The 20,705-nt window shown below is 44.1% G+C and carries 20 protein-coding genes; 13 read left to right on the top strand and 7 right to left on the bottom strand.

The window, feature by feature from the left end; genetic code table 11:
- From trpB to K7G75_RS07225, 3 genes are read left to right on the top strand one after another with little or no spacing between them, the layout of a single operon-like run.
- Positions 1 to 1,182: a tryptophan synthase subunit beta gene (trpB, locus tag K7G75_RS07235; protein ID WP_222983586.1), complete on the top strand. Its 1,182-nt coding sequence runs from the start codon at positions 1 to 3 to the stop codon at positions 1,180 to 1,182.
- 57 nt (positions 1,183 to 1,239) lie between these two features.
- Positions 1,240 to 2,001, top strand: a complete 762-nt coding sequence (gene trpA / locus K7G75_RS07230; RefSeq protein WP_222983585.1) for a tryptophan synthase subunit alpha — start codon at positions 1,240 to 1,242, stop codon at positions 1,999 to 2,001.
- Positions 2,002 to 2,032: 31 nt separating this feature from the next.
- Entirely contained in the window at positions 2,033 to 3,526 is a 1,494-nt protein-coding gene (locus K7G75_RS07225; RefSeq protein ID WP_222983584.1) for a M20/M25/M40 family metallo-hydrolase, read from the top strand.
- On the opposite strand, the gene K7G75_RS07220 is transcribed toward K7G75_RS07225, so the two are convergent.
- The 5 genes from K7G75_RS07220 to K7G75_RS07200 all read right to left on the bottom strand — a co-directional run bounded on the left by K7G75_RS07220 (position 3,523) and on the right by K7G75_RS07200 (position 9,447).
- The gene (locus K7G75_RS07220) at positions 3,523 to 4,227 is read right to left on the bottom strand and encodes a uracil-DNA glycosylase family protein (protein ID WP_222983583.1); all 705 of its coding nucleotides are present in this window, start codon (positions 4,225 to 4,227) and stop codon (positions 3,523 to 3,525) included. The two genes, K7G75_RS07225 and K7G75_RS07220, sit on opposite strands and share 4 nt — an antisense overlap.
- 39 nt (positions 4,228 to 4,266) lie before the next feature.
- Positions 4,267 to 6,813 (bottom strand): phosphoenolpyruvate carboxylase, encoded by a 2,547-nt coding sequence (locus K7G75_RS07215; RefSeq protein ID WP_222983582.1) that lies wholly within the window; start codon positions 6,811 to 6,813, stop codon positions 4,267 to 4,269.
- A 165-nt stretch (positions 6,814 to 6,978) separates the two neighbouring features.
- The gene (gene yaaA, locus K7G75_RS07210; RefSeq protein ID WP_222983581.1) at positions 6,979 to 7,740 is read right to left on the bottom strand and encodes a peroxide stress protein YaaA; all 762 of its coding nucleotides are present in this window, start codon (positions 7,738 to 7,740) and stop codon (positions 6,979 to 6,981) included.
- A gap of 88 nt (positions 7,741 to 7,828) precedes the next feature.
- On the bottom strand, positions 7,829 to 8,857 hold the full coding sequence (locus K7G75_RS07205) for an RluA family pseudouridine synthase (protein ID WP_222983580.1): 1,029 nt from the start codon (positions 8,855 to 8,857) through the stop codon (positions 7,829 to 7,831).
- Positions 8,858 to 8,859: 2 nt separating this feature from the next.
- Complete coding sequence (locus K7G75_RS07200; protein WP_222983579.1) at positions 8,860 to 9,447, bottom strand: PASTA domain-containing protein; 588 nt, start codon at positions 9,445 to 9,447, stop codon at positions 8,860 to 8,862.
- 79 nt (positions 9,448 to 9,526) lie between these two features.
- Here K7G75_RS07200 and K7G75_RS07195 point away from each other — a divergent pair, with 79 nt between their 5' ends.
- From K7G75_RS07195 to K7G75_RS07175, 5 genes are all read left to right on the top strand, one after another.
- The gene (locus tag K7G75_RS07195) at positions 9,527 to 10,501 is read left to right on the top strand and encodes a D-alanine--D-alanine ligase (RefSeq protein WP_222983578.1); all 975 of its coding nucleotides are present in this window, start codon (positions 9,527 to 9,529) and stop codon (positions 10,499 to 10,501) included.
- A 33-nt stretch (positions 10,502 to 10,534) separates the two neighbouring features.
- Complete coding sequence (gene coaD, locus K7G75_RS07190; RefSeq protein WP_222983577.1) at positions 10,535 to 10,993, top strand: pantetheine-phosphate adenylyltransferase; 459 nt, start codon at positions 10,535 to 10,537, stop codon at positions 10,991 to 10,993.
- A 162-nt stretch (positions 10,994 to 11,155) separates the two neighbouring features.
- Entirely contained in the window at positions 11,156 to 13,000 is a 1,845-nt protein-coding gene (locus K7G75_RS07185; protein ID WP_222983576.1) for a PAS domain-containing sensor histidine kinase, read from the top strand.
- The gene (locus tag K7G75_RS07180) at positions 12,984 to 13,403 is read left to right on the top strand and encodes a response regulator (protein WP_222983575.1); all 420 of its coding nucleotides are present in this window, start codon (positions 12,984 to 12,986) and stop codon (positions 13,401 to 13,403) included. The genes K7G75_RS07185 and K7G75_RS07180 overlap by 17 nt, the downstream gene beginning before the upstream one ends.
- 68 nt (positions 13,404 to 13,471) lie before the next feature.
- Positions 13,472 to 15,229: a M14 family metallopeptidase gene (locus tag K7G75_RS07175; protein ID WP_222983574.1), complete on the top strand. Its 1,758-nt coding sequence runs from the start codon at positions 13,472 to 13,474 to the stop codon at positions 15,227 to 15,229.
- A gap of 7 nt (positions 15,230 to 15,236) precedes the next feature.
- Here K7G75_RS07175 and K7G75_RS07170 read toward each other — a convergent pair whose 3' ends face one another.
- Positions 15,237 to 15,836, bottom strand: coding sequence for an NUDIX hydrolase (locus tag K7G75_RS07170; protein ID WP_222983573.1), 600 nt, complete (start codon positions 15,834 to 15,836; stop codon positions 15,237 to 15,239).
- Positions 15,837 to 15,843: 7 nt separating this feature from the next.
- Between K7G75_RS07170 and pyrE the strand changes: the two genes are divergently transcribed.
- Both pyrE and K7G75_RS07160 read left to right on the top strand, forming a co-directional pair.
- On the top strand, positions 15,844 to 16,482 hold the full coding sequence (gene pyrE, locus K7G75_RS07165) for an orotate phosphoribosyltransferase (RefSeq protein ID WP_222983572.1): 639 nt from the start codon (positions 15,844 to 15,846) through the stop codon (positions 16,480 to 16,482).
- An 8-nt stretch (positions 16,483 to 16,490) separates the two neighbouring features.
- Positions 16,491 to 16,883 carry an SRPBCC family protein gene (locus tag K7G75_RS07160; RefSeq protein ID WP_222983710.1) on the top strand — a complete coding sequence of 131 codons (393 nt, stop codon included), beginning with the start codon at positions 16,491 to 16,493 and terminating at the stop codon, positions 16,881 to 16,883.
- A gap of 1 nt (position 16,884) precedes the next feature.
- Here the strand turns inward: K7G75_RS07160 and K7G75_RS07155 are convergent, their stop codons facing one another.
- Positions 16,885 to 17,628 carry a biotin--[acetyl-CoA-carboxylase] ligase gene (locus tag K7G75_RS07155; protein WP_222983571.1) on the bottom strand — a complete coding sequence of 248 codons (744 nt, stop codon included), beginning with the start codon at positions 17,626 to 17,628 and terminating at the stop codon, positions 16,885 to 16,887.
- Positions 17,629 to 17,710: 82 nt separating this feature from the next.
- Here K7G75_RS07155 and rsfS point away from each other — a divergent pair, with 82 nt between their 5' ends.
- Genes rsfS through K7G75_RS07140 form a run of 3 tightly spaced genes read left to right on the top strand, consistent with a single transcriptional unit; the run spans position 17,711 to position 20,703 of the window.
- Positions 17,711 to 18,088, top strand: a complete 378-nt coding sequence (rsfS, locus tag K7G75_RS07150) for a ribosome silencing factor (protein ID WP_222983570.1) — start codon at positions 17,711 to 17,713, stop codon at positions 18,086 to 18,088.
- 6 nt (positions 18,089 to 18,094) lie between these two features.
- Positions 18,095 to 20,035: an ATP-dependent zinc metalloprotease FtsH gene (ftsH, locus tag K7G75_RS07145; RefSeq protein ID WP_222983569.1), complete on the top strand. Its 1,941-nt coding sequence runs from the start codon at positions 18,095 to 18,097 to the stop codon at positions 20,033 to 20,035.
- A gap of 59 nt (positions 20,036 to 20,094) precedes the next feature.
- Positions 20,095 to 20,703: an LUD domain-containing protein gene (locus K7G75_RS07140; protein WP_222983568.1), complete on the top strand. Its 609-nt coding sequence runs from the start codon at positions 20,095 to 20,097 to the stop codon at positions 20,701 to 20,703.
- Positions 20,704 to 20,705: the final 2 nt, after the last annotated feature.

Genomic DNA, 20,705 nt, shown 5'->3' with positions numbered 1-20,705 from the left:
ATGACATATCATGCTGATGAAAAAGGATATTATGGTGGGTTTGGAGGGGCGTTCATACCTGAAATGCTCTATCCCAACTGCGAGGAGCTTCGGCAAAATTACCTCCAAATCATGGCAGAACCTTCCTTTAAGGCAGAGTTCCATCAATTGTTGAAGGATTATGTAGGCCGACCCACCCCACTCTATTTTGCCAAACGGCTTTCCGAAAAGTACAATACCAAAATCTACCTGAAACGGGAAGATTTGTGCCATACGGGTGCCCACAAGGTAAATAACACCATCGGACAGATCTTGATGGCTAAAAAATTGGGCAAAAATAGAATCATTGCCGAAACCGGTGCGGGTCAACATGGTGTGGCCACCGCCACCGTCTGTGCACTCATGGGCATCGATTGTGTTGTGTACATGGGCGAAATTGATATTGCCCGTCAGGCGCCCAATGTATCGCGGATGAAAATGTTGGGTGCCGAAGTTAGACCTGCCAAATCAGGCAGTAGAACTTTAAAAGATGCCACCAATGAGGCTATCCGCGATTGGATCAACAATCCGGTCGATACCCATTACATTATTGGGTCGGTTGTGGGTCCCCATCCCTACCCGGACATGGTTGCACGGTTTCAATCCGTCATTTCCGAAGAAATCAAGGCCCAACTTCTGGAAAAAGAAGGTCGGGAAAACCCCGACTACGTAGTAGCCTGTGTGGGTGGAGGAAGTAATGCCGCTGGGGCCTATTATCACTTTTTGGACAATCCGAATGTTGGAATCATCGCCGTGGAAGCAGCCGGTAAGGGCATCCATTCTGGAGAAAGCGCGGCTACTTCTGTTTTGGGCAAAGTTGGAATCATCCACGGTAGCAAAACCTTGTTGATGCAGACCCCTGACGGACAGATTACCGAACCCTATTCCATCTCCGCCGGATTGGATTACCCCGGGGTAGGGCCTTTGCATGCTCATTTGTACACTTCGGGCCGTGGCGAGTTTATTTCGATCACAGATGATGACGCCATGACAGCCGGACTTGGGCTTTGCCAATTGGAGGGCATTATTCCAGCCATTGAATCATCCCATGCCTTGGCCATTTTTGAAGATAGAAAGTTTAAGGAAAACGACATTGTGGTGGTCAACCTATCCGGTCGAGGCGACAAGGATCTAAGGAACTATATTGATTATTTTAAATTATAGATACCAGATACTAGACATCAGAAGCTAACCTCAATACTCATATCTCACATCTTTTATATGAACAGAATCAAACAAAAACTACAGGAAGACAAAAAACTCCTCTCCATATACTTCACAGCAGGGTATCCAAAGCTTAACGATACGGTAAAAATCATCCAAGACTTGGAAAAAAGCGGTGTAGACTTCATTGAGATCGGGCTGCCCTTCAGCGATCCTTTGGCGGATGGTCCCACGATTCAAGAAAGTTCCACCGCCGCCCTAAAGAACGGAATGCACACCGAACTGCTCTTTGAACAGCTCAAGGATATTCGAAAAACAGTTTCCATTCCGCTCATTTTGATGGGCTATTTTAATCCTGTACTCCAGTACGGCGTGGAGGAATTTTGTCAAAAATGTCAGGAAATTGGGATTGACGGGCTTATTCTTCCCGACTTACCGCTAGACGTTTATCAAGAAGAGTACGAATCCATATTCAAAAAACATGGATTGATCAATGTTTTTTTGATTACCCCCCAAACCAGTGATGCACGGATCAAGGCCATTGATGATGCTTCCGAAGGATTCATTTATATGGTAAGCTCGGCCAGTACCACGGGAGCAAAGGCAGGTTTTGGTAATGAGCAAGCCTCTTATTTTGAGCGAATTGCCCAAATGAAACTGAAAAATCCCCAAATTGTTGGGTTCGGCATCAGCAATGCGGCCACCTTTGCGCAGGCTACGGAAAATGCAAAGGGGGCGATTATCGGTTCGGCCTTTATCAAGTACCTGACCCAAAAAGGAGTTGAAAAAATCGAGGAGTTTGTAAAGGGAATTCGTTAATTTTCACATTCAAAAATCAAGCCCAAGAACTATGAAAAAAGCTGCCATCTTATTGTACCTGCTTGTGTTTTCCGTCTCTGCCCAGGACGACATGGCCCTCAAGAGCCAAGTGGCCCATGCCATTACCGAGTTGCGGGAGTTCATCGCAATCCCCAACGATGCCTTGAATGCCGACGATATTGACGACAACATCTTTTGGCTCAAAAAGAAATTTGGGGAACGTGGGTTCAATACCGCAGTTTTGGAAACTGAAAACCTTCCACTTTTTTTTGCTGCACTTCCCATTGAGGACGACAAACCGACCATGCTCATTTATATGCATTTTGATGGCCAATCCGTAGACCCTTCAAAATGGGACCAGCCAAATCCATATCAAGTGGTGCTCAAAGCTCCCGATGGGGATGGTTACAAGACAATTTCTTTCGATGAACTTGATGATGACATCAACTACGATTGGCGCCTTTTTGGTCGCTCAACTTCTGATGATAAGTCACCCATAATTATGCTGCTGAACACTATTGACATCTTAAAAAAAGAGGATAAGGAAATCCCATTTAACATCAAGGTGATTTTGGATGGGGAGGAAGAGAAAAGCAGCAAACCATTGCCCAAGGCCGTTAAACAGTACCGGGAACTTTTGGAAGCTGATTTTTTGGTGATTGCTGATGGGCCAGTGCATCCTTCAGGACATCCTACTATCCTCTATGGATGCCGTGGAATTACCACACTCACACTAACCACCTATGGCCCTATAAAACCCCAGCACAGTGGTCACTATGGCAACTATGCCCCAAATCCCGGGTTTCAATTGGCCCAATTATTAGCCGGTATGAAGGATTCGGATGGCAGGGTCGCCATTCCCGGGTATTATGATGGCATTACATTGGATGATTCGGTCCAAGAAGTGTTGAAAAGTGTTCCAGACAGTGATGCGGAAATTGCAGACAAACTTCAATTTAAAAGTGCCGAAAAAGTTGGGAAGTCCTATCAAGAAGCACTGCAATATCCATCATTGAACATTCGTGGGTTAGGTTCTGGTTGGATAGGTGAAAAAGCCCGTACCATCGTGCCCGAGAGTGCCACGGCCGAACTGGACCTCCGGTTGGTGGTGGAAAGTGATGGCAACCGTTTGAAAAAATTGGTAAAGGACCATATTGCAAAGCAAGGATTCCATATTGTGGACCATGTTCCCACCAAAGAGGAGCGCATGGCCCATGAAAAGATAATTACGGTAACCGAAGGAACCGTAACGGATGCATTCCGGACCGACTTGAACAACCCTTATGGAAAATTCTTGACGGAAACTCTAAAAAACACTTTTGAAAAAGATGTCGTCCAAATCCGGACCACTGGAGGGACCGTTCCCATTGCCGCTTTTATCAACGAATTGAAAATCCCGGCCTTCATTGTTCCTATGGTCAACGCCGACAACAACCAACACAGCCCCAACGAAAACCTTAAGATCGGCCAGTTGGCCTATGGAATCAAGGCATTTTATGGGATTTTGTCTTCAGAAATGAATTAAAAAAACTCCCGATACTGCATCACCCTGAAATCAAATGTATTGAATTCAGGGTTTTTGTTTTTAAGCTCCTTGTACAATGGCAAACTACCCACAGCGCGGTTTGCGGTACCTGAAGGAGCGGTCAAGGAAACGGTTTTGATGGTTCTTGGCTTCTCGTCCTGATAGCCACCGGGAGCACTCGAAGTGACAGGTAATTCAAACTGATGGATCCTGGGCACCTCATCCGAGATTACTTCCAACCGTAGCCCATGTTTCTTCAATTGTCTTCTAAAAAAATATTCTGGGCCATTCTTGCTGTTTCCCCCCGTGAACAGGAGCGTATCCACATTGGTGTACTCATGAAGGTATCCTATCAAATCCCGAAGCACCACATGCTGCATACCCAAATCGGAGGCATCAATCTTTTCCCGTTCTGCACTTTGAACAATATCGCAGACACCAATCCGCTGTTTCAATAAAAACCTTTTACGTTGTTCAGCGGCTTCAACGGTAGTTTCGTAAGTAAGGTTTAGGTCGAAGATCCGATCCAAAATGGGCCACAGCATACCATTGCAACTCCCATAGCAAAAATCGACATCTGCTTCCTTTAATTCTCCAGTGGTAAACCTTGGAGGGGGCAAAGTCCCTACAATCAGTTTTGTAGCCTCTGGAAACAAAAAAGGCTCATAGGGATGGGTATGTAAAAAAGGTCTTTGGATCAAAATCTTGGATCAAAACCCCAAAAATAGGATTCCATTGCTTTATGCCGAATTTCTACTGGCATTAATGTTACCGTACAGAGAACGCGTCACTATTTTTTCATACAAATCTTTGTACTCCGAATTTTGGGTGATATGGTACAGTGCATTCTGTTGGATCACCAAAAGCGGGAGCACTATTTTCTCCCTTATCTTCACGGATTCCCTAGAAACTTCTTCATCTTCCATCAACACTTTTTGTTTTGAAATCTGTAAAAGCATTTTTTTGGATAATTGGTATTCATCATGAAGAATGTTCCAAAAAGCTCCAAACTCCGGGTCATCTTTCATGTAGCTGGTCAGGTCGAAGTTGGTCTTCGCCAAGGACATCATGCTGTTGTGCATTAGTGCCCTAAAGAAAGGCACTTGCCTGTACAATTTTTTTACTTCCTGCAACCTCCCTTGCTCCTTTAGTTCGTTTATGGCCGTTCCCAATCCAAAGTAACCCGGCACATTTTGTTTGAGCTGACTCCAAGAGCCAACGAACGAGATGGCCCGTAGATCCGAAAGTGTCAATTGGCTTTGATCGCCCCTTTTTCCCGGCCTACTGCCTATATTGGTCCTGGTATAGTATTTCAACGTGCTCCGATGCTCCAAGTACGGCATAAATTTTTCGTGCTGTTTCAGCGCATCGTACTTGTTGAAACTCAACTCGGAGAGTTCTTCAATGAGTTTTCGGTGAGGTACTGAAATTACATGCTCTTTTCCAAAGAGATTATTGCTAAGCCCTGCTGTTAGCAATTGTTCGGAATTGTGCATAAACTGTTCCTTGGTACCATAGGTGCTGGTAATGGTCTGTCCCTGAATGGTGAGCTGTATTTCGTGATTGGCCACATCCTTGGTCTGGGCAGCATAAAACCGATGTGTCTTGCCTCCCCCCCTTGCTGGTGGGCCACCCCTGCCATCAAAGAAAATGGCCTTGATACCATTCTTTTTACAGACCCTGCTGAGGGTTTCCTTGGTTTTGAGAATGGACCAATTGGCTTTGAGATAGCCACCGTCCTTGGTGCCATCGGAGAAACCCAACATGATTGTGTGGGTATCGTCCCTACGTTCCAAATGCTTTTTGTAAACCGGGGTATCGAACAAGGTCTGCATTACCTCTTCGGCCGCTTCCATACCTTTCATGGTCTCAAAAAGAGGGATGATATCAAATGTGATTTCCTCTTCTTTCCAACCGCACCATCGGAAAAGTCCAAAAACAAACAGCACCGAATAAATATCCTCGGAATTACTGATAATGTACCTATTGCAGCCTTCCTCCCCATTTTTAGACTGAATTTCTTTCAGCTGTTTTATGTTCGCAATGGTATCCTTTACAATTTCTTCCTCAAAATCCGAGGCTTGAAGCTCCAGTCGTTCTTTCAGTAACCACTTTTGCAGCTCTTTTTCTGAAAGCTCATCAAGTGATTCTTTTATAATATTCTTTTGCTTCAAAATAGTCTCCACGGCCAATTTATGTTTTCGGTGGTCCTGACGGATATCCAAGGTGGCAAAATGGGTCTTGAAAATGTGGACTTTGTCAATAAAACTGTCCAAACGATCCAAGTAGAGTTCATGATAATTGGCCTCCAATTTCTCCCTTATGATGCCAAGTCTTTCCACAATCTCCTCATAACCAATGGGTACGTTGGGGTCGAACATGGCCACATAGAGTTTGTTGCTCAGTTCCGATAGTTCTTCCTGCAAACCTTTAAAAGTCAACCGTTTGCGCAGTTCCTTTAATTCATTGTAATAGCACTTCATCAGGGTCAGACGAAGTTCTTCCGCCACTTTTTGGGTAATGTCGGCCGTAACGAACGGATTGCCGTCCCTATCGCCGCCCGGCCAAAATCCCAACTTGATCAACCTGTAATTGTCAAAATCCTTGTTACGGATGTTCCGCTTCACATATTGAAACAGTTCCCCAACGGCATCATAATAGGTATTCCGAAGAATATAAATGATGTTCTTGGCTTCATCCAACGGTGTTGGTTTTTTGGAATTGACCAGGGAAGTAAGTCCAAGCTGTTGCAAGGTAAGATCGATCTCGTGGATTCGGTTTTCATCGATCAGTGCCCTCAATTCAGCTATAATGTCCAAAATTGCCGGGGTATAGAACTGGGTCGGGTGAGCGGTCAATACGATCCGGGCGCTGAAACTGGATAATTTTTTGGATACCTTGTCCCAATTCTTTGTCCTGTTCACCAACCCGAAGTAATCTTTTATGGACAACGATCCTGAATATTTTTGCAGTTTGGGAAAGGCTGCATCCTCCACACTGTCATATAGGACCACTTGCCGCTCCACGTATTGGATAAATCGGAACATAAAGTCCAACCTCGACCGCTCATCCTTGATCTCCACCACGTTGGTAAAAAAAGCTTCCAGAATCTCCTGGGGGTTTTTACCGGCCTCAAGACCCTTTTCGCACTGATGGAGAAGCAACGGAATCAACATCCCCAAGTTTTCCACATTCCTGTAGGGCAAGCTCAAAAAAAGGCTGTTGTATATGTTGAACTTGTTGGTGACGGATTTCTTAAACTCTTCTAAACGTTTGGACTCGTGCATGGACTAAATGCTGTTTGGTTCTATTTATTTTCTACCCAAAGGTCGTGATTAAAGCAAAAACCCTTGATTAAATTTATGCGTATCACAATTTAGGGTATGGACCCCATAATCGTAACAAAAGGGCACACTATTTTGAAAATGGCTCAAAAGTGCCCCTAATCAATGTCATCGAACAAAAACCGGTTGATTTTCCTTTACGGTGTGCTCCTTACTAAAAAGATAGCCATCATAATCGAATCCTTGTAGATCTTCCAAGGAATTGACATCCGTATCCAGGATATACCGGACCATGGACCCCCTGGCCTTTTTGGCAAAGAAACTAATGACCTTTAACTTATCATTTTTCCAATCCTTAAAAATTGGGGTGATCACCGGAACTTTGAGTTTCCTCTCGTCAATGGCCCCAAAATATTCGTTGCTCGCAAGATTTACAAAAAGTTCGCCATCTTCCAATTCCCTGTTCAAATGATCTGTCAGTTCTTTTTGCCAGAAATCGTAAAGATTCTTTTTCCGACCAACTTTTAGTTGCGTGCCCATCTCCAAACGGTAGGGTTGAATCAAGTCCAACGGCCTCAAAATGCCATACAGGCCAGAAAGAATACGCAGTAGTTGCTGAAGCTTGTCCAACTTTTCCTTTGGAATGGTATAGGCATCAAGTCCTTGATACACATCACCATTGAAAGCGAACACGGCAGGCCTGGCATTTTCTGGGGTAAATGGTGGTGAAAATTGTTGGTTTCGTTGCCAGTTAAGCTCTGCCAAGTTATCCGAAATGGACATCAGTTTGGACAGTGCCCTGGGTTTCTTTTTGGCAAGAATCGCATTCAGCTTGGTCGATTGCTCCAAAAACTGGGGCTGACTGTATTGGGAAGTGGGCAACTTCGTCTCAAAATCAAGTGATTTGGCAGGCGATATAACAATTTTCATGTGCTCTATTTTCAAGTAAAAATAAGGAGGAATTTGCTTTTGGGGAAGGAAGTGCAAAAGGTCTTTTCGATCTTACAATCGAATACACTTATTCCGTATGATGCTTGGCATATTCCCGCCATTTCTGGATACAGTTTACCATATCCTCCGGCAATTCCGAATCGAACCGCATGAACTTGCCGGTCAAAGGGTGTTCAAACCCCAAGGTTTTGGCATGCAGAGCCTGTCTGGGTAGTATTTTAAAGGCGTTTTGCACAAACTGTTTGTATTTAGTAAAAGTGGTGCCTTTCAAAATCCTGTCGCCCCCGTATCGTTCATCATTGAACAGGGTATGGCCAATATGCTTCATGTGCACCCGAATCTGATGGGTTCTCCCCGTTTCCAACTTGCAGGACACCAGCGTCACATAGCCAAATCGCTCCAAAACCCTATAGTGGGTGACGGCTTCCTTACCTTCATTCCCCTCTGGAAAAACCATCATTTGCAGCCTGTTTTTTGGATTTCTGCCGATATGGCCCTCCACTGTTCCCTGCTCCTCTTCCACGTTTCCCCAAACCAGGGCGATGTATTCCCTTTCGCTGCTCTTTTCAAAAAATTGCTGGGCCAAATGGCTCATAGCAGCTTCGGTTTTGGCAATGACCAACAATCCCGAGGTATCCTTATCAATGCGGTGAACCAAGCCTGGCCGTTCTGAACTGTTTTTGGGCAGGTTTTCAAAATGATACACCAAGGCATTGATCAAAGTGCCTGAATAATTTCCGTGTCCGGGATGCACCACCATTCCCGGCGGTTTGTTCACCACCAAAAGAATTTCATCCTCAAAAACAATATCCAGGGGTATGTCTTCCGGGGTCAACAAAAATTCATAAGGTGGGTGTTCAAATAGCACCTTTACCTCATCCCCTGCCTTTACTCTGTAATTTTGCTTCACAATGGTCCCGTTCACCCAAATATGGCCCTGTTTCGCAGCCTGTTGGATTTTGTTTCGGGTGGCATTTTCAATGAAGTTCATCAAAAACTTGTCGACACGCAATGGCTCCTGACCTTTTGCTGCAACAAATCTATGGTGCTCGAAAAGCTCATCCTGTGCTAATTCTTGGCTATCGGATGCATCCATTGTCAATTGGAATCTGCCTGAACCCGGGCGCTCCCGGGTATGGTGCCGTTGCCACAAATAAGCTCAATTTTGGAAGTTTTGGGCAATTTATCCCCGGGTTTGACATATTTGCCCTTATGTTTCATATTGTATACCATGTCCTTGCCCAACTCATCAATGTAGGTAACGCGCTGAACATCCAATCCAACGGCCCTGAGCATGGAAGTGGCATTTCGCTGGGTCACCTGTATGATATCGGGGACCGTAACCTTTTTATAGCCCGAAGGGTTTACGGTAAAATAAATCTTTCGGTTGGACTTGACCTTGTTGCCTGCTGGAGGGTTCTGTTCCAAAATGGAAAACCTGGGATAATCGGGATTGTAGTTCGAAGAATCCAATATCTGATACCGCAGGCCAGCTTCCTCCACTGCATCCCGCATTTCCATTACGGACATTTTGGAAAAGTCGGGAACTTCCACAAACTCACCATGATTGGTTGAGCTTTTGAGCCATTTCAAGGCCAAAAAAATCAATACGACCAATGCCAACAGGGCCAGTCCCAATTGGATCAAAAAAGTCTTGCTCTTTAAAAAACCTAAGAAATGTTTCATGCACAATGCCTTATCGGAACAAATATAGGAAAGACAGTCCTTTTTTCTTTACTTTGGCAAAGCGATATTCGACAACCGGATGAAAAAGAACATTGCCATAGTAATGGGCGGCTATTCCAGTGAGTATGACATTTCAATAAAGAGTGGAAATGTGGTCTACCAGCATTTGGACAGACACCTTTATAATCCGTATCGGATCATCATTTCCAGAGAAAAATGGGTGTGCCTGGATGATTCCGATCAAGAATTTCCGGTTGATAGGTCAGACTTTAGCATACCCCATTCTTCCGGAAAAATCCATTTTGACTGCGTATTCAATGCCATCCACGGAACACCCGGCGAGGATGGGCTGCTTCAGGCTTATTTTGAACTTTTGAACCTTCCGCAGACTTCGTGCGACCATTACCAAGCGGCCCTCGCTTTCAATAAAAGGGATTTGTTGAGTGTACTGAAACCCCACGGGGTTCCCTGCGCCACTTCCTATTATTTGGATAAAGGACAGTCGATTGACGAGGACAGTATTGTTAATAAGGTGGGCCTACCCTGTTTTGTGAAGGCCAACCGCGCCGGAAGCAGTTATGGGATATCCAAAGTGTATAAAAAAGAGGAATTGAAAGCGGCCATTGACAAGGCTTTTACCGAGGACAACCAAGTCTTGATAGAATCTTTTTTGGATGGGGTGGAGGTTTCCGTCGGAGTCATTACGCACAAAGGCCAAGTATTGGTGCTCCCAATCACGGAGATTGTTTCCGAGAACGATTTTTTTGATTTTGAGGCCAAATACCTAGGAAAATCCCAGGAAATAACACCGGCTAGAATATCGGAGACCAAAGAAGCCAATGTCCGCAAACTTGCGGAATTTATCTATACCATTCTTGGGTTTGAGGGATATACCCGCAGCGAGTTTATCTTTATTGGGGATGAACCCTATCTTTTGGAGGTCAATACCGTACCCGGGCTCACGGAGGAAAGTATTCTGCCAAAACAGGCAAAGGCAGCCGGAATCTCCCTGAAAGAATTGTTTTCCAGTGCCATTGAGCAGGCATTGCAGTAGAAAATCTGTATTTTTGGACAAACTAGCCAAGTAATGAGACGTGCCATTTTTCCCGGTTCATTTGACCCACTCACCTTGGGACACTACGATATCATTACACGGGGAATCACCCTGTTTGATGAATTATTGATTGCCATCGGGATAAATGCGGACAAAAAATACATGTTCTCCCTAGAAGAGCGCAAAAAATTTATAGAGGATGCTTTTAAGGATGAACCCAAAATAAAGGTTGTCACCTATGAAGGGCTTACCGTGGATTTTTGCAAACAGGTGGGCGCTGATTTTATCCTGAGGGGATTGCGCAATCCAGGAGATTTTGAGTTTGAAAAGGCCATTGCCCACACGAACAGGAAACTTTCCGAAATCGAAACGGTATTTTTATTGACATCCTCAGGCAAATCCTATATCAGTTCCTCCATCGTGAGAGATGTTATCCGTAATGGGGGCGACTACACTGTTTTGGTGCCCGATACCGTGGTAATAAAGCGCTGACCACCCACAAAAATCGACTCCAGTCACGTGGCAAACCCCATAGGACGGAGCAAAAACAACATATTTTGGGATATTCACAACATTAAATCCTTGTGCAAGGTCAATACTTCTATTTTGGTATGAAAATTCTTATAGCATCAAAAATAAAAGTAACCCCCAACATTGAAAGCAGCCCAAACCATAACCCCGGATTATCTGCTAAAGCAACTGCCAAAAGCTACGGCGTTGGTCAATAGAAAACAACTATTGGCCGGTGCTTCGGATTCATGGTTGAACCTTTTCGGCAAAGGTAAAAAGAGTATGATCGGACAGGATGTGAAAACCTTGTTCGCCTCCCATGAGCAAATAGATTTGAATGCTTTGGACAACTTACTGTGCAATGGCGAATCCGGCTTTTTGCGGCACAAAACAACAATGGATAATACAACCCGCTGGTTTCAAAGCACATTTTCCCCATGGTTCGACGACAAGGAGAATGTGCTTGGGACCATTATCCAAACCGATGATATAACAGAACATGTTGAAACACGGCACGAACTTGATCGGATAAAAACACTCTTCAAAGAAAAATCGGAAGTGGCCAGGGTGGGCTGTTGGGAGTACGACATTGCCACGGAAGAACTTTTTTGGTGCGAGGAGACCAAGAAGATACATGAAGTGTCCCCCGGCTATATTCCAAATGTCAACGAGGGCATCAACTATTACAAAAAAGGATACAGCAGGAACAAAATTTCCATGCTGTTCCACAAAGCCCTCGAAGAAGGCAAGGCTTTTAGCGAGCGATTGGAGATACTGACAAGCAAGGGAAATGAAAAATGGGTAAAGGCCTCTGGCAAACCGATAGTCCAAGACGGCTCCGTTGTAAAGCTCTTTGGAACTTTTCAGGATATCCATGAACAGGTTATGTTGGAGATCAAGCGCGAGGAAAACGAACGCTTGCTAACAACGCTCATAAACAATATTCCCCTAAATGTATTCGTAAAAGACAAGGACTCCAGAAAAACATTGGTGAACAAGTCCGAATGCGACTATTTGGAAAAATCACAGGAAGATCTGATCGGCAAAGACGATTTTGACCTTTATGACGCAAAGGCGGCCCAAATTTCCAGGGAGGAAGATCTTGAGGTCATGCGCACATTGAAACCGCTTATCGGCAAAGAGACCATCAGCATAAAAAAAGACGGAAGAACTACCAATTTTTTGACTTCAAAAATTCCACTCCTGGATTTGGAGGGCAATGTGAACGGCCTCATTGGTATAAGCATGGACATTACCTCTCTAAAGAAAAAGGAGGATCAATTGCGAAACCTAATTAATGTGACCGCCGTTCAAAATAAGAAGTTGATCAACTTTGCCCATATAGTCTCACATAACCTACGCTCCCATTCCGCCAATTTTTCCATGTTATTGAATTTCCTTGAGCAAGAAGACAATGAGTCAGAAAAGAAACACCTATTGAAAATGCTTGCCCAAGCTTCCGATAATCTAATGCTAACCCTGGAAGATCTGAACGAGGTGGTGACCATAAACACAAATGTGAATCTCCAAAAGAAACTGCTCAACCTGAACGAAGTGGTAGACAAAGTGCTGCAGGACCTCTCCACCATGTTGAAGAAAAACCGAGTGGAAATCATCAATACCGTTCCGAAAAACAAAAAGGTGCTCAGTGTACCCTCATATTTGGAAAGCATTCTATTGAATTTGATCACCAATGCCATAAAATACAGAGACCCCGAAAGAAACCCCATTATAAAAATTCGTGCCGCCAAGGAAAAGGACAAGACCCTTGTGCAGATATCGGACAATGGGTTGGGAATAGATCTAAAAAAACACGGCCGTAAAGTTTTTGGCATGTACAAAACCTTTCATGATAAAAAAGATGCCAAGGGCCTTGGTCTTTACATCATCAAAAACCAAATAGAGGGCATGGGGGGCGCCATAACCGTTCAGAGCGAGGAAGGAGTGGGCACTACCTTTAACATATATTTCAATGAAGAAAATAGATAGCCTGTACATTGTCGATGATGATCCAATCACCGTGTTCGGGATCAGGAAAATGTTGAAGCCTGTTGTGGATTGCGATGATATTCAGGTGTTTGAGAATGGAAAAACGGCCATAGAAGCCATCAAAACACGAAACGGCCAGGGGCGGCCCGTTCCCAACATTATTTTTTTGGACATTAACATGCCCATTATGGATGGATGGGATTTTTTGGAAGAATTTGGAATGCTCGAATTTAAGGAAAAAGCCATCATCAATATCATCACTTCATCCATAGATCCTTCGGATTATCAGAGGTGGTCCGACCTAAAATCCATCTTTCCGCATCACCTCAACTTCAAAAACAAACCCATTTGCAAAATCGATGATTCCGATCTAGAATTGAAGAATGTGTCCCAAGAACGGTAATATTCCCTATTTTTACTATAGAAGAACAAGTCAATTTTGAAGTATTGCCCTGTTATCAACCTACTATCTTGAAGCACATTGTCCCTTTACTCGTGTTACTGTTGATGCTGTCCTGTGAGACGACCACCCAGGATGAAACCACATCGTACCAAACGTATTATGAAGCTTCCAACAAAAAGGAAACGGCGACGTACCAGGATGTAATTGCCTTTTACAAAAAGTTGGCGCACGATTTTCCGGAAGTAAATATCCAGACCATCGGAGAAACCGATAGTGGCCTCCCCCTGCATCTGGTCACCTTCAATCCCGATGGTGATTTCAATTTGGACCATGTCCGTAAGGCAAAAGCCATCATTTTGATCAATAATGGCATCCACCCCGGCGAAAGTGATGGGATTGATGCCACCATGATGCTGTACCGAGATCTGGCCACACGGATATTGAAACATCCAAAAAATACAGTGTTGGTCACCATACCGGTATACAATGTGGGAGGGGCTCTCAACCGAAATTCCACCACACGGGTAAATCAAAATGGTCCTTTGGAATATGGTTTTCGGGGAAATGCGCAGAACTACGACCTGAATCGCGATTTCATCAAACTCGATTCCAAAAATGCGAAGACCTTCACCCAAATTTTTCATAGTGCAAAGCCGGATGTTTTCGTGGAAAACCATGTCAGCAATGGTGCCGATTACCAGTACACCCTCACCCATTTATTCACCCAGCACAACAAGATGGGCGGAAAATTGGGCCATTACCTGAACCAACAGTTTAGGCCCAATCTAGAAAAATCGCTTATGGACAGGGGTTGGGACATAACCCCCTATGTAAACGTATTCAACCGGCCACCGGAATATGGCTTTAGCCAGTTTTTGGACCATCCGAGATACTCCACGGGATATACAACACTTTGGAACACCCTGGGCCTTATGGTGGAAACACATATGCTAAAACCTTATAAACAAAGGGTTGAAGGCACCTATCAGCTTATGTTGGGCCTTATCGATATAGTGGAGCAGGACCACGAAAATATCAGAAAGTTGCGGCAGGAGGCCCTCGAAGAATCTCTTGGCATGTCCCAATACCATTTCAACTGGCAAGTTGACTCCACACGCACTACGACGCTCACGTTCAAGGGCTATGAAGCGGAACAATTGGAAAGTCCCATCACCGGTTGGCCCAGATTGAGGTACGACCAATCCAAACCTTTCACCAAAGAGACGGATTATTACAACATTTTTGTTCCCATGGATACCATTTCGGTGCCTGAGGCCTATGTTGTGGGAAAGGAATGGCACAAAATTGTGGAACGCCTGGATGCCAACCAGATTGATTATGTGGTTTTGGACAAGGATTCGATGCTCACCGTAGAGGCCTACACCATTCTGGATTTTGAAACCAGAAAGATGCCCTACGAAGGACATTACCTTCATTATGATGCGCAGGTTGAAAAGGAAGTCAAAAATGTTTCCTTCAGGGCCGGTGACCTTATTATTCCAACACAACAGCCCGGCATACGATACCTATTGGAAACTTTGGAACCGCAGGGAGCGGATTCGTTCTTCAATTGGAACTTTTTTGATACTGTGCTTCAAAGAAAGGAAAGTTTTTCCCCTTATGTTTTTGAAGATATAGCCTTGAAAATGCTTCAGAGTGATTCTGTATTGAGAAACACCTTTTTGAGAAAAAAAGAAAAAGATTTTGCGTTTTCAGAAAATTGGTACGCCCAGTTGGATTGGATCTATGAGCAATCCAAATATCTGGAGGATGCCTATCGCAGCTATCCTGTTTATCGCATTGCAAAAAAGAGCTCGGGAGAATAATTTTTCTTCACGAAGTGGGCCAATCCTCAAACAAAATCCTGATGTTGGCATAGGAGTTTTCCAAGGCTTTTTTTGCTTTTTTGGGGCCTTTCCATTTCACCCTCTTTATACCTTCAGCTTTTTCGGCCACCAATTTTCCCTCAAATTTTGTCGACATGGCAAACCAATGCGTCTGTTTGAGCCAAAATTCCCCGTTCCTCTTGAAAATGTGATAGGTGGTCCTTAAAAACTTATCGATCTTAAGTCCATTAACTCCTGTTTCTTCCTCGACTTCCCTCAGTGCGGCTTCTTCAATGGACTCTCCCTTATCCACCTTGCCCTTGGGCAGGTCCCATTTCCCATTTCTGAATATGAAGAGTACCTTTCCCTTTTTGTTGGTCACAAAACCACCTCCGGCAACCACCAACGGTATCTTGTGCATGAATATATCCAGCATTTTCTCCTCATCGGGATGGTACATATAGGCTTTCTCCAGCTTTCCCTTTGCCAAGGAATTTATGGCTTTCATAATGGAATCGCCATCCAGCGAAAAAAGGTGGCCATTGGATTTTTCAGGCCGCTTGTTCGTTAAGATCAGTGGAGATTCATTAACAAAAACTTCATACATTTGCGCAATGGTTTTAGATAAGGAAACTGCAAAAAAAACTGCTGCACTATTGCTGCAAATTAATGCAATTAAGTTGGAACCCGAAAATCCGTTTACTTGGGCCTCTGGATGGAAATCCCCAATTTATTGCGATAACCGGATAATGCTTTCCTACCCAGAAATACGAAATTTTGTAAGGGAGGAAATGGCAAAACAGGTAGAAAAACTCTATGGGAAACCCGATATTATAGCGGGTGTGGCCACTGGGGCAATCGGTATAGGCATTCTGGTTGCAGAGGCGCTTGGTTTACCTTTTATCTATGTGCGGCCCGAGCCAAAATCCCATGGAAGGCAAAACCAGATTGAAGGGTCTTTGCCCCCTGGTCAAAGTGTTGTGGTCATAGAAGACCTTATCAGTACGGGCAAGAGCAGTTTGAATGCCGTTAGGGCGCTAAAAGCCCAAGGTGCCAAAGTAAAGGGCATGGTCGCCATTTTCACCTACGGATTTCCAGTTGCAACGGCCAATTTTGAACAGGAGGAGGTAGAACTCCATACCCTTTCGGATTATGACCATTTGATCGAGCAGGCATCCGAAACCCATTACATCAAGGAATCACAATTACAAACCCTCTTACAGTGGAAATCGAGTCCACAGGAGTGGAAATAAACAATACAATGCACATTGAAGCCTCTAAAAAGAAAGTAGCGAAAAGTAACAAAGAAGTATTCGAATTTTTGAGCGATATCAAAAATTTTAAGATGCTCATGCCGGAGAATATTGACAAATTTGAAGTGTTGGACGAAAAAACGTTCAAATTTGCCTTAAAGGGAATGCCCGAAATTGTATTGCGGTTAAAGGAACAATACCCAAATGACAAAGTGGTGTTGGGCGCGGCAAGTGATAAGCTGCCCTTTACACTGACAGGCGACATAAAGGCCCTGGGGGATAACGAGAGTGAGGTTGCACTAAGCTTTGAAGGTGAGTTCAACGCCATGATGGCCATGATGATAAAATCGCCTATTACCAACTTCATGGAGACCTTGGCATCCAATATGGATAAAATATAGATCAGTACAGCAGGGTGACCTCTTTGAGGTCAAATTGTCTCTTTTCCCCACCTTCAAGTTCCAGTACCAATTTACCATTTGGGGCTACGCCTTTTATTAGTGCCATAAACGCGCTTCCCTCCCCATCCCTAAATGCAGACGGTTTATCTTTTCTGAACAAAAGGCTTTCATAAGCAGGCAACATTTGGTTCACCGTTTTTGCCTCAATTCCAAAGAAATGAACTTTCAATTGGCTCATGATATCCTGCAAGAGTGCATCAAGGTCAAAAGATCTTCCGGTTATCATCTCTAATGAGGACGCTTTCTCTAGATTCTGGAACGAAATCTGGTTCACATTGAGTCCAATACCAATTATGGAATGGGCCAATTGCTGGCCACGAAGTATATTTTCAATCAATATGCCGCATATTTTGGAAGAACCTGACATAATGTCGTTAGGCCATTTTACACTGAGATCGGGTATCCCTGCTTGGTCCAAGACGGCACAAATAGCCAAGGATATGCAGATGTTCAAATTGAACTGTTGCTCAACCCGCAAGGAATCAAAGTTTTTTAAAAAGCTGAATGTCAAATTTTTACCCGATTCGGACTGCCAATTGGAGCCCATTTGCCCCCGCCCTTTTCGTTGTTCCCGTGTAACCACCGTGGTGTAATCCTCCAACGGCTTCATCTGGGCCAAGTCCTTTAAATATTGGTTTGTGGAGTCCGTGGCATCAAGTTTGATTATTTGAACGTGTTCTCCCAATGCGGTAGGCTTTATTGATATGTTAAAATCTAAGGCTAAGAAAACAAAAAAAATATAACTTTGTACAAACTAAAATTTTTGAATGCAGAAAACGAAAGCTAGCGCAGATGAGCTTATTGCCCTAATTTTAGACGGGATAGATGAAGTTAAAGGAGTAGATGTAAATCTTCTTGATCTTAGGGAAATTGAAAACACGGTCTGTGACTACTTCATAATCTGCACTGGTACTTCCAACACGCATGTAAACGCAATCGTATCATCCATCCAAAAAACGGTCAGCAAGGCCATTCACGACAAACCTTGGCACGTTGAAGGTTCAGAAAATGCAGAATGGGTCTTGATGGATTATGTCAACGTGGTGGTACATGTATTTCAAAAACATATCAGGGAATTCTACGACATTGAAGGACTTTGGGGAGATGCCAAGGTCACCATGGTGGAGAGCAGCTATAATTCTTAAACAAAAATGGCAAAAGAAAACAATACGAATACCCCAAAAAAACCCCGTTTCAGTTCTTGGTGGGTCTATGGTGTGGTGATTGCCCTGATCATTGGGTTCCAATTCTTTGGTGGAAGCAGTTTGTCCAGCACCGAAAAAACCACAACTTCAGAACTACAGGAGTTCCTTAGGAATGGGGATATCTCGGAAATACTGATCATCACCAACACCAGACAGGCAAAGGTATTCTTGACCGAGGAAGCCTTACAAAAGGACGTTCATAAGGATGTTGCGGACAAACCCTTCAATTTTTCAGCCGGAAAAATTCCCCAGTATATCCTGGATTATGGTGATCTGCAAAATTTTGAGGATGAAATAAATACCATCAAGAAGGAGAACAATTTGGATACCATTGTTGATTTCGATACGGAATCCAACGTTTTGGGAGAACTTTTGCTTTCCTTACTGCCGTTTGCCCTAATCATCGGGATCTGGATATACCTGATGCGGAGAATGTCAGGAGGTGGTGGAGGTGGCGCCGGAGGCCAAATTTTCAACATTGGAAAATCAAAGGCAAAGCTTTTTGATGAAAAGACCGATACACGCACTTCCTTTAAGGATGTGGCGGGACTGGAAGGAGCTAAGGAGGAAGTCCAGGAAATCGTGGAATTCCTTAAAAATCCAGATAAGTACACCTCATTGGGAGGTAAAATACCGAAGGGTGCCCTACTTGTTGGCCCTCCCGGAACAGGTAAGACCCTTTTGGCCAAAGCAGTGGCCGGTGAGGCCAAGGTCCCATTCTTTTCCCTTTCGGGATCCGACTTTGTGGAAATGTTCGTGGGCGTAGGTGCATCAAGGGTGCGAGATCTGTTCAAGCAGGCCAAGGACAAATCCCCGGCCATCATTTTTATTGATGAGATTGACGCCATTGGACGCGCCAGGGGAAAAAACAACTTCACTGGCTCAAATGACGAACGTGAGAATACCCTGAACCAGCTGTTGACCGAGATGGATGGTTTTGGTACCAATACCAATGTAATTGTTTTGGCAGCCACCAACCGGGCCGATGTACTGGACAAGGCCTTGATGCGTGCCGGTCGTTTTGACCGCCAAATCTATGTGGATTTACCAGATCTAAATGAGCGTAAGGAGATTTTTGAAGTGCACCTTAGGCCCATTAAAACTGCAGAAACCCTCGATTTGGATTTTCTTGCAAAGCAAACCCCCGGTTTCTCTGGGGCCGATATAGCCAACGTATGTAACGAAGCTGCGCTTATTGCGGCAAGAAAGGAGAAAAAAGCAGTTGGCAAACAAGACTTTTTGGATGCCGTGGACCGAATTGTGGGTGGCCTTGAAAAGAAAAACAAGATCATCACCCCAGAAGAAAAAAAGACCATCGCCTATCACGAAGCTGGGCACGCCACCGTGAGCTGGATGCTGGAACATGCTGCACCATTGGTAAAGGTAACCATTGTGCCCCGTGGACAATCCCTGGGAGCTGCCTGGTACCTACCCGAGGAACGCCTCATTGTACGGCCCGAGCAAATGTTGGACGAAATGTGTGCCACCATGGGGGGCAGGGCTGCCGAAAAGGTCATTTTCAACAAAATATCCACAGGTGCCTTGAGCGATCTTGAAAAAGTGACCAAACAGGCACGCGCCATGGTCACCATTTATGGATTGAACGAGGAATTGGGAAATATTACCTATTATGACTCCTCCGGACAGAACGAATATGGGTTCACCAAACCCTACAGTGAGGAAACTGCCCAAAGGATTGACACCGAGATTTCAAAGATGATCGAGGAGCAATACCAGCGAGCCATCAAATTGCTACAAGAAAATAAAGACAAGCTTACCGCATTAGGGGAAAGATTGTTGGAAAAAGAAGTTATCTTTAAGGATGACCTTGAAAAAATATTTGGCAAAAGGCCGTTTGAAAAAGAAGAATTGGAAACCGCGGAGTAATCCACATCATATAGAACAACAATCCGTACTTTAATAAAAAAATGTTCTTAAACACTTAAATGGGAATTTTTGGTAAGCTTTTCGGAGGTGGCAAAAAGGTTTCCAAGGAAACTGTGGAGACCCGTGGGGAGCACATGCCCGACCTGAAGATTCCCGTGGATGAAAAATTCACGATTTATTTCAAAAAAAATGGCGGTAAGTTCATCTACTGCGAGGATTTTTCAGAAGTTTCCGAAGCTTTAAAGAACATTATTTCGGAGAACGACTGGCAAAATCATGTTTTTTACTCGCTGGATCCCAGGTTGGAGCATAGATTTGCCTCGGAGAACATTTCTTTCACCGACAAAATACAGGACAGCAACATTTTTTTTACCACCTGCGAACACCTAATTGCGCACAACGGCTCAATTCTGGTCTGTTCTAACCAGATAAGGGAAAAAAAGTTGGACGAGCTCCCTTCCAATCTCATTGTATTTGCCACCACCAGCCAATTGGTGGATTCCATTAGCGAAGCATTGAAGGTGATCAAGGAGAAATACCAGAAGAACATACCGAACAACATCACTACCTTGAAGCATTTTCAGCCCAGCCCTGAAAATAAAAATGACTTTCTTTCCTATGGCAGTGCCTCAAAAAATGTATATCTTTTGCTCCTAGAAGATTACTGACC

The organism is Flagellimonas meishanensis (genome assembly GCF_019880545.1).
Lineage (GTDB): Bacteria > Bacteroidota > Bacteroidia > Flavobacteriales > Flavobacteriaceae > Flagellimonas > Flagellimonas meishanensis.
The sequence above is the reverse complement of the archived record's forward strand: the minus strand, read 5'-3'. Positions and strand labels throughout refer to the sequence as shown.

Excerpts from the sequence above, each read along its gene's own strand:
- trpA (WP_222983585.1), top strand. The coding sequence starts at position 1,240 with ATGAACAGAATCAAACAAAAACTACAGGAAGACAAAAAACTCCTCTCC.
- K7G75_RS07195 (WP_222983578.1), top strand. The coding sequence starts at position 9,527 with ATGAAAAAGAACATTGCCATAGTAATGGGCGGCTATTCCAGTGAGTAT.
- K7G75_RS07225 (WP_222983584.1), top strand. The coding sequence starts at position 2,033 with ATGAAAAAAGCTGCCATCTTATTGTACCTGCTTGTGTTTTCCGTCTCT.
- ftsH (WP_222983569.1), top strand. The coding sequence starts at position 18,095 with ATGGCAAAAGAAAACAATACGAATACCCCAAAAAAACCCCGTTTCAGT.
- K7G75_RS07200 (WP_222983579.1), bottom strand. The coding sequence starts at position 9,447 with ATGAAACATTTCTTAGGTTTTTTAAAGAGCAAGACTTTTTTGATCCAA.
- rsfS (WP_222983570.1), top strand. The coding sequence starts at position 17,711 with ATGCAGAAAACGAAAGCTAGCGCAGATGAGCTTATTGCCCTAATTTTA.
- coaD (WP_222983577.1), top strand. The coding sequence starts at position 10,535 with ATGAGACGTGCCATTTTTCCCGGTTCATTTGACCCACTCACCTTGGGA.
- K7G75_RS07205 (WP_222983580.1), bottom strand. The coding sequence starts at position 8,857 with ATGGATGCATCCGATAGCCAAGAATTAGCACAGGATGAGCTTTTCGAG.
- yaaA (WP_222983581.1), bottom strand. The coding sequence starts at position 7,740 with ATGAAAATTGTTATATCGCCTGCCAAATCACTTGATTTTGAGACGAAG.
- K7G75_RS07215 (WP_222983582.1), bottom strand. The coding sequence starts at position 6,813 with ATGCACGAGTCCAAACGTTTAGAAGAGTTTAAGAAATCCGTCACCAAC.
- trpB (WP_222983586.1), top strand. The coding sequence starts at position 1 with ATGACATATCATGCTGATGAAAAAGGATATTATGGTGGGTTTGGAGGG.
- pyrE (WP_222983572.1), top strand. The coding sequence starts at position 15,844 with ATGGTTTTAGATAAGGAAACTGCAAAAAAAACTGCTGCACTATTGCTG.
- K7G75_RS07140 (WP_222983568.1), top strand. The coding sequence starts at position 20,095 with ATGGGAATTTTTGGTAAGCTTTTCGGAGGTGGCAAAAAGGTTTCCAAG.
- K7G75_RS07170 (WP_222983573.1), bottom strand. The coding sequence starts at position 15,836 with ATGTATGAAGTTTTTGTTAATGAATCTCCACTGATCTTAACGAACAAG.
- K7G75_RS07160 (WP_222983710.1), top strand. The coding sequence starts at position 16,491 with ATGCACATTGAAGCCTCTAAAAAGAAAGTAGCGAAAAGTAACAAAGAA.
- K7G75_RS07180 (WP_222983575.1), top strand. The coding sequence starts at position 12,984 with ATGAAGAAAATAGATAGCCTGTACATTGTCGATGATGATCCAATCACC.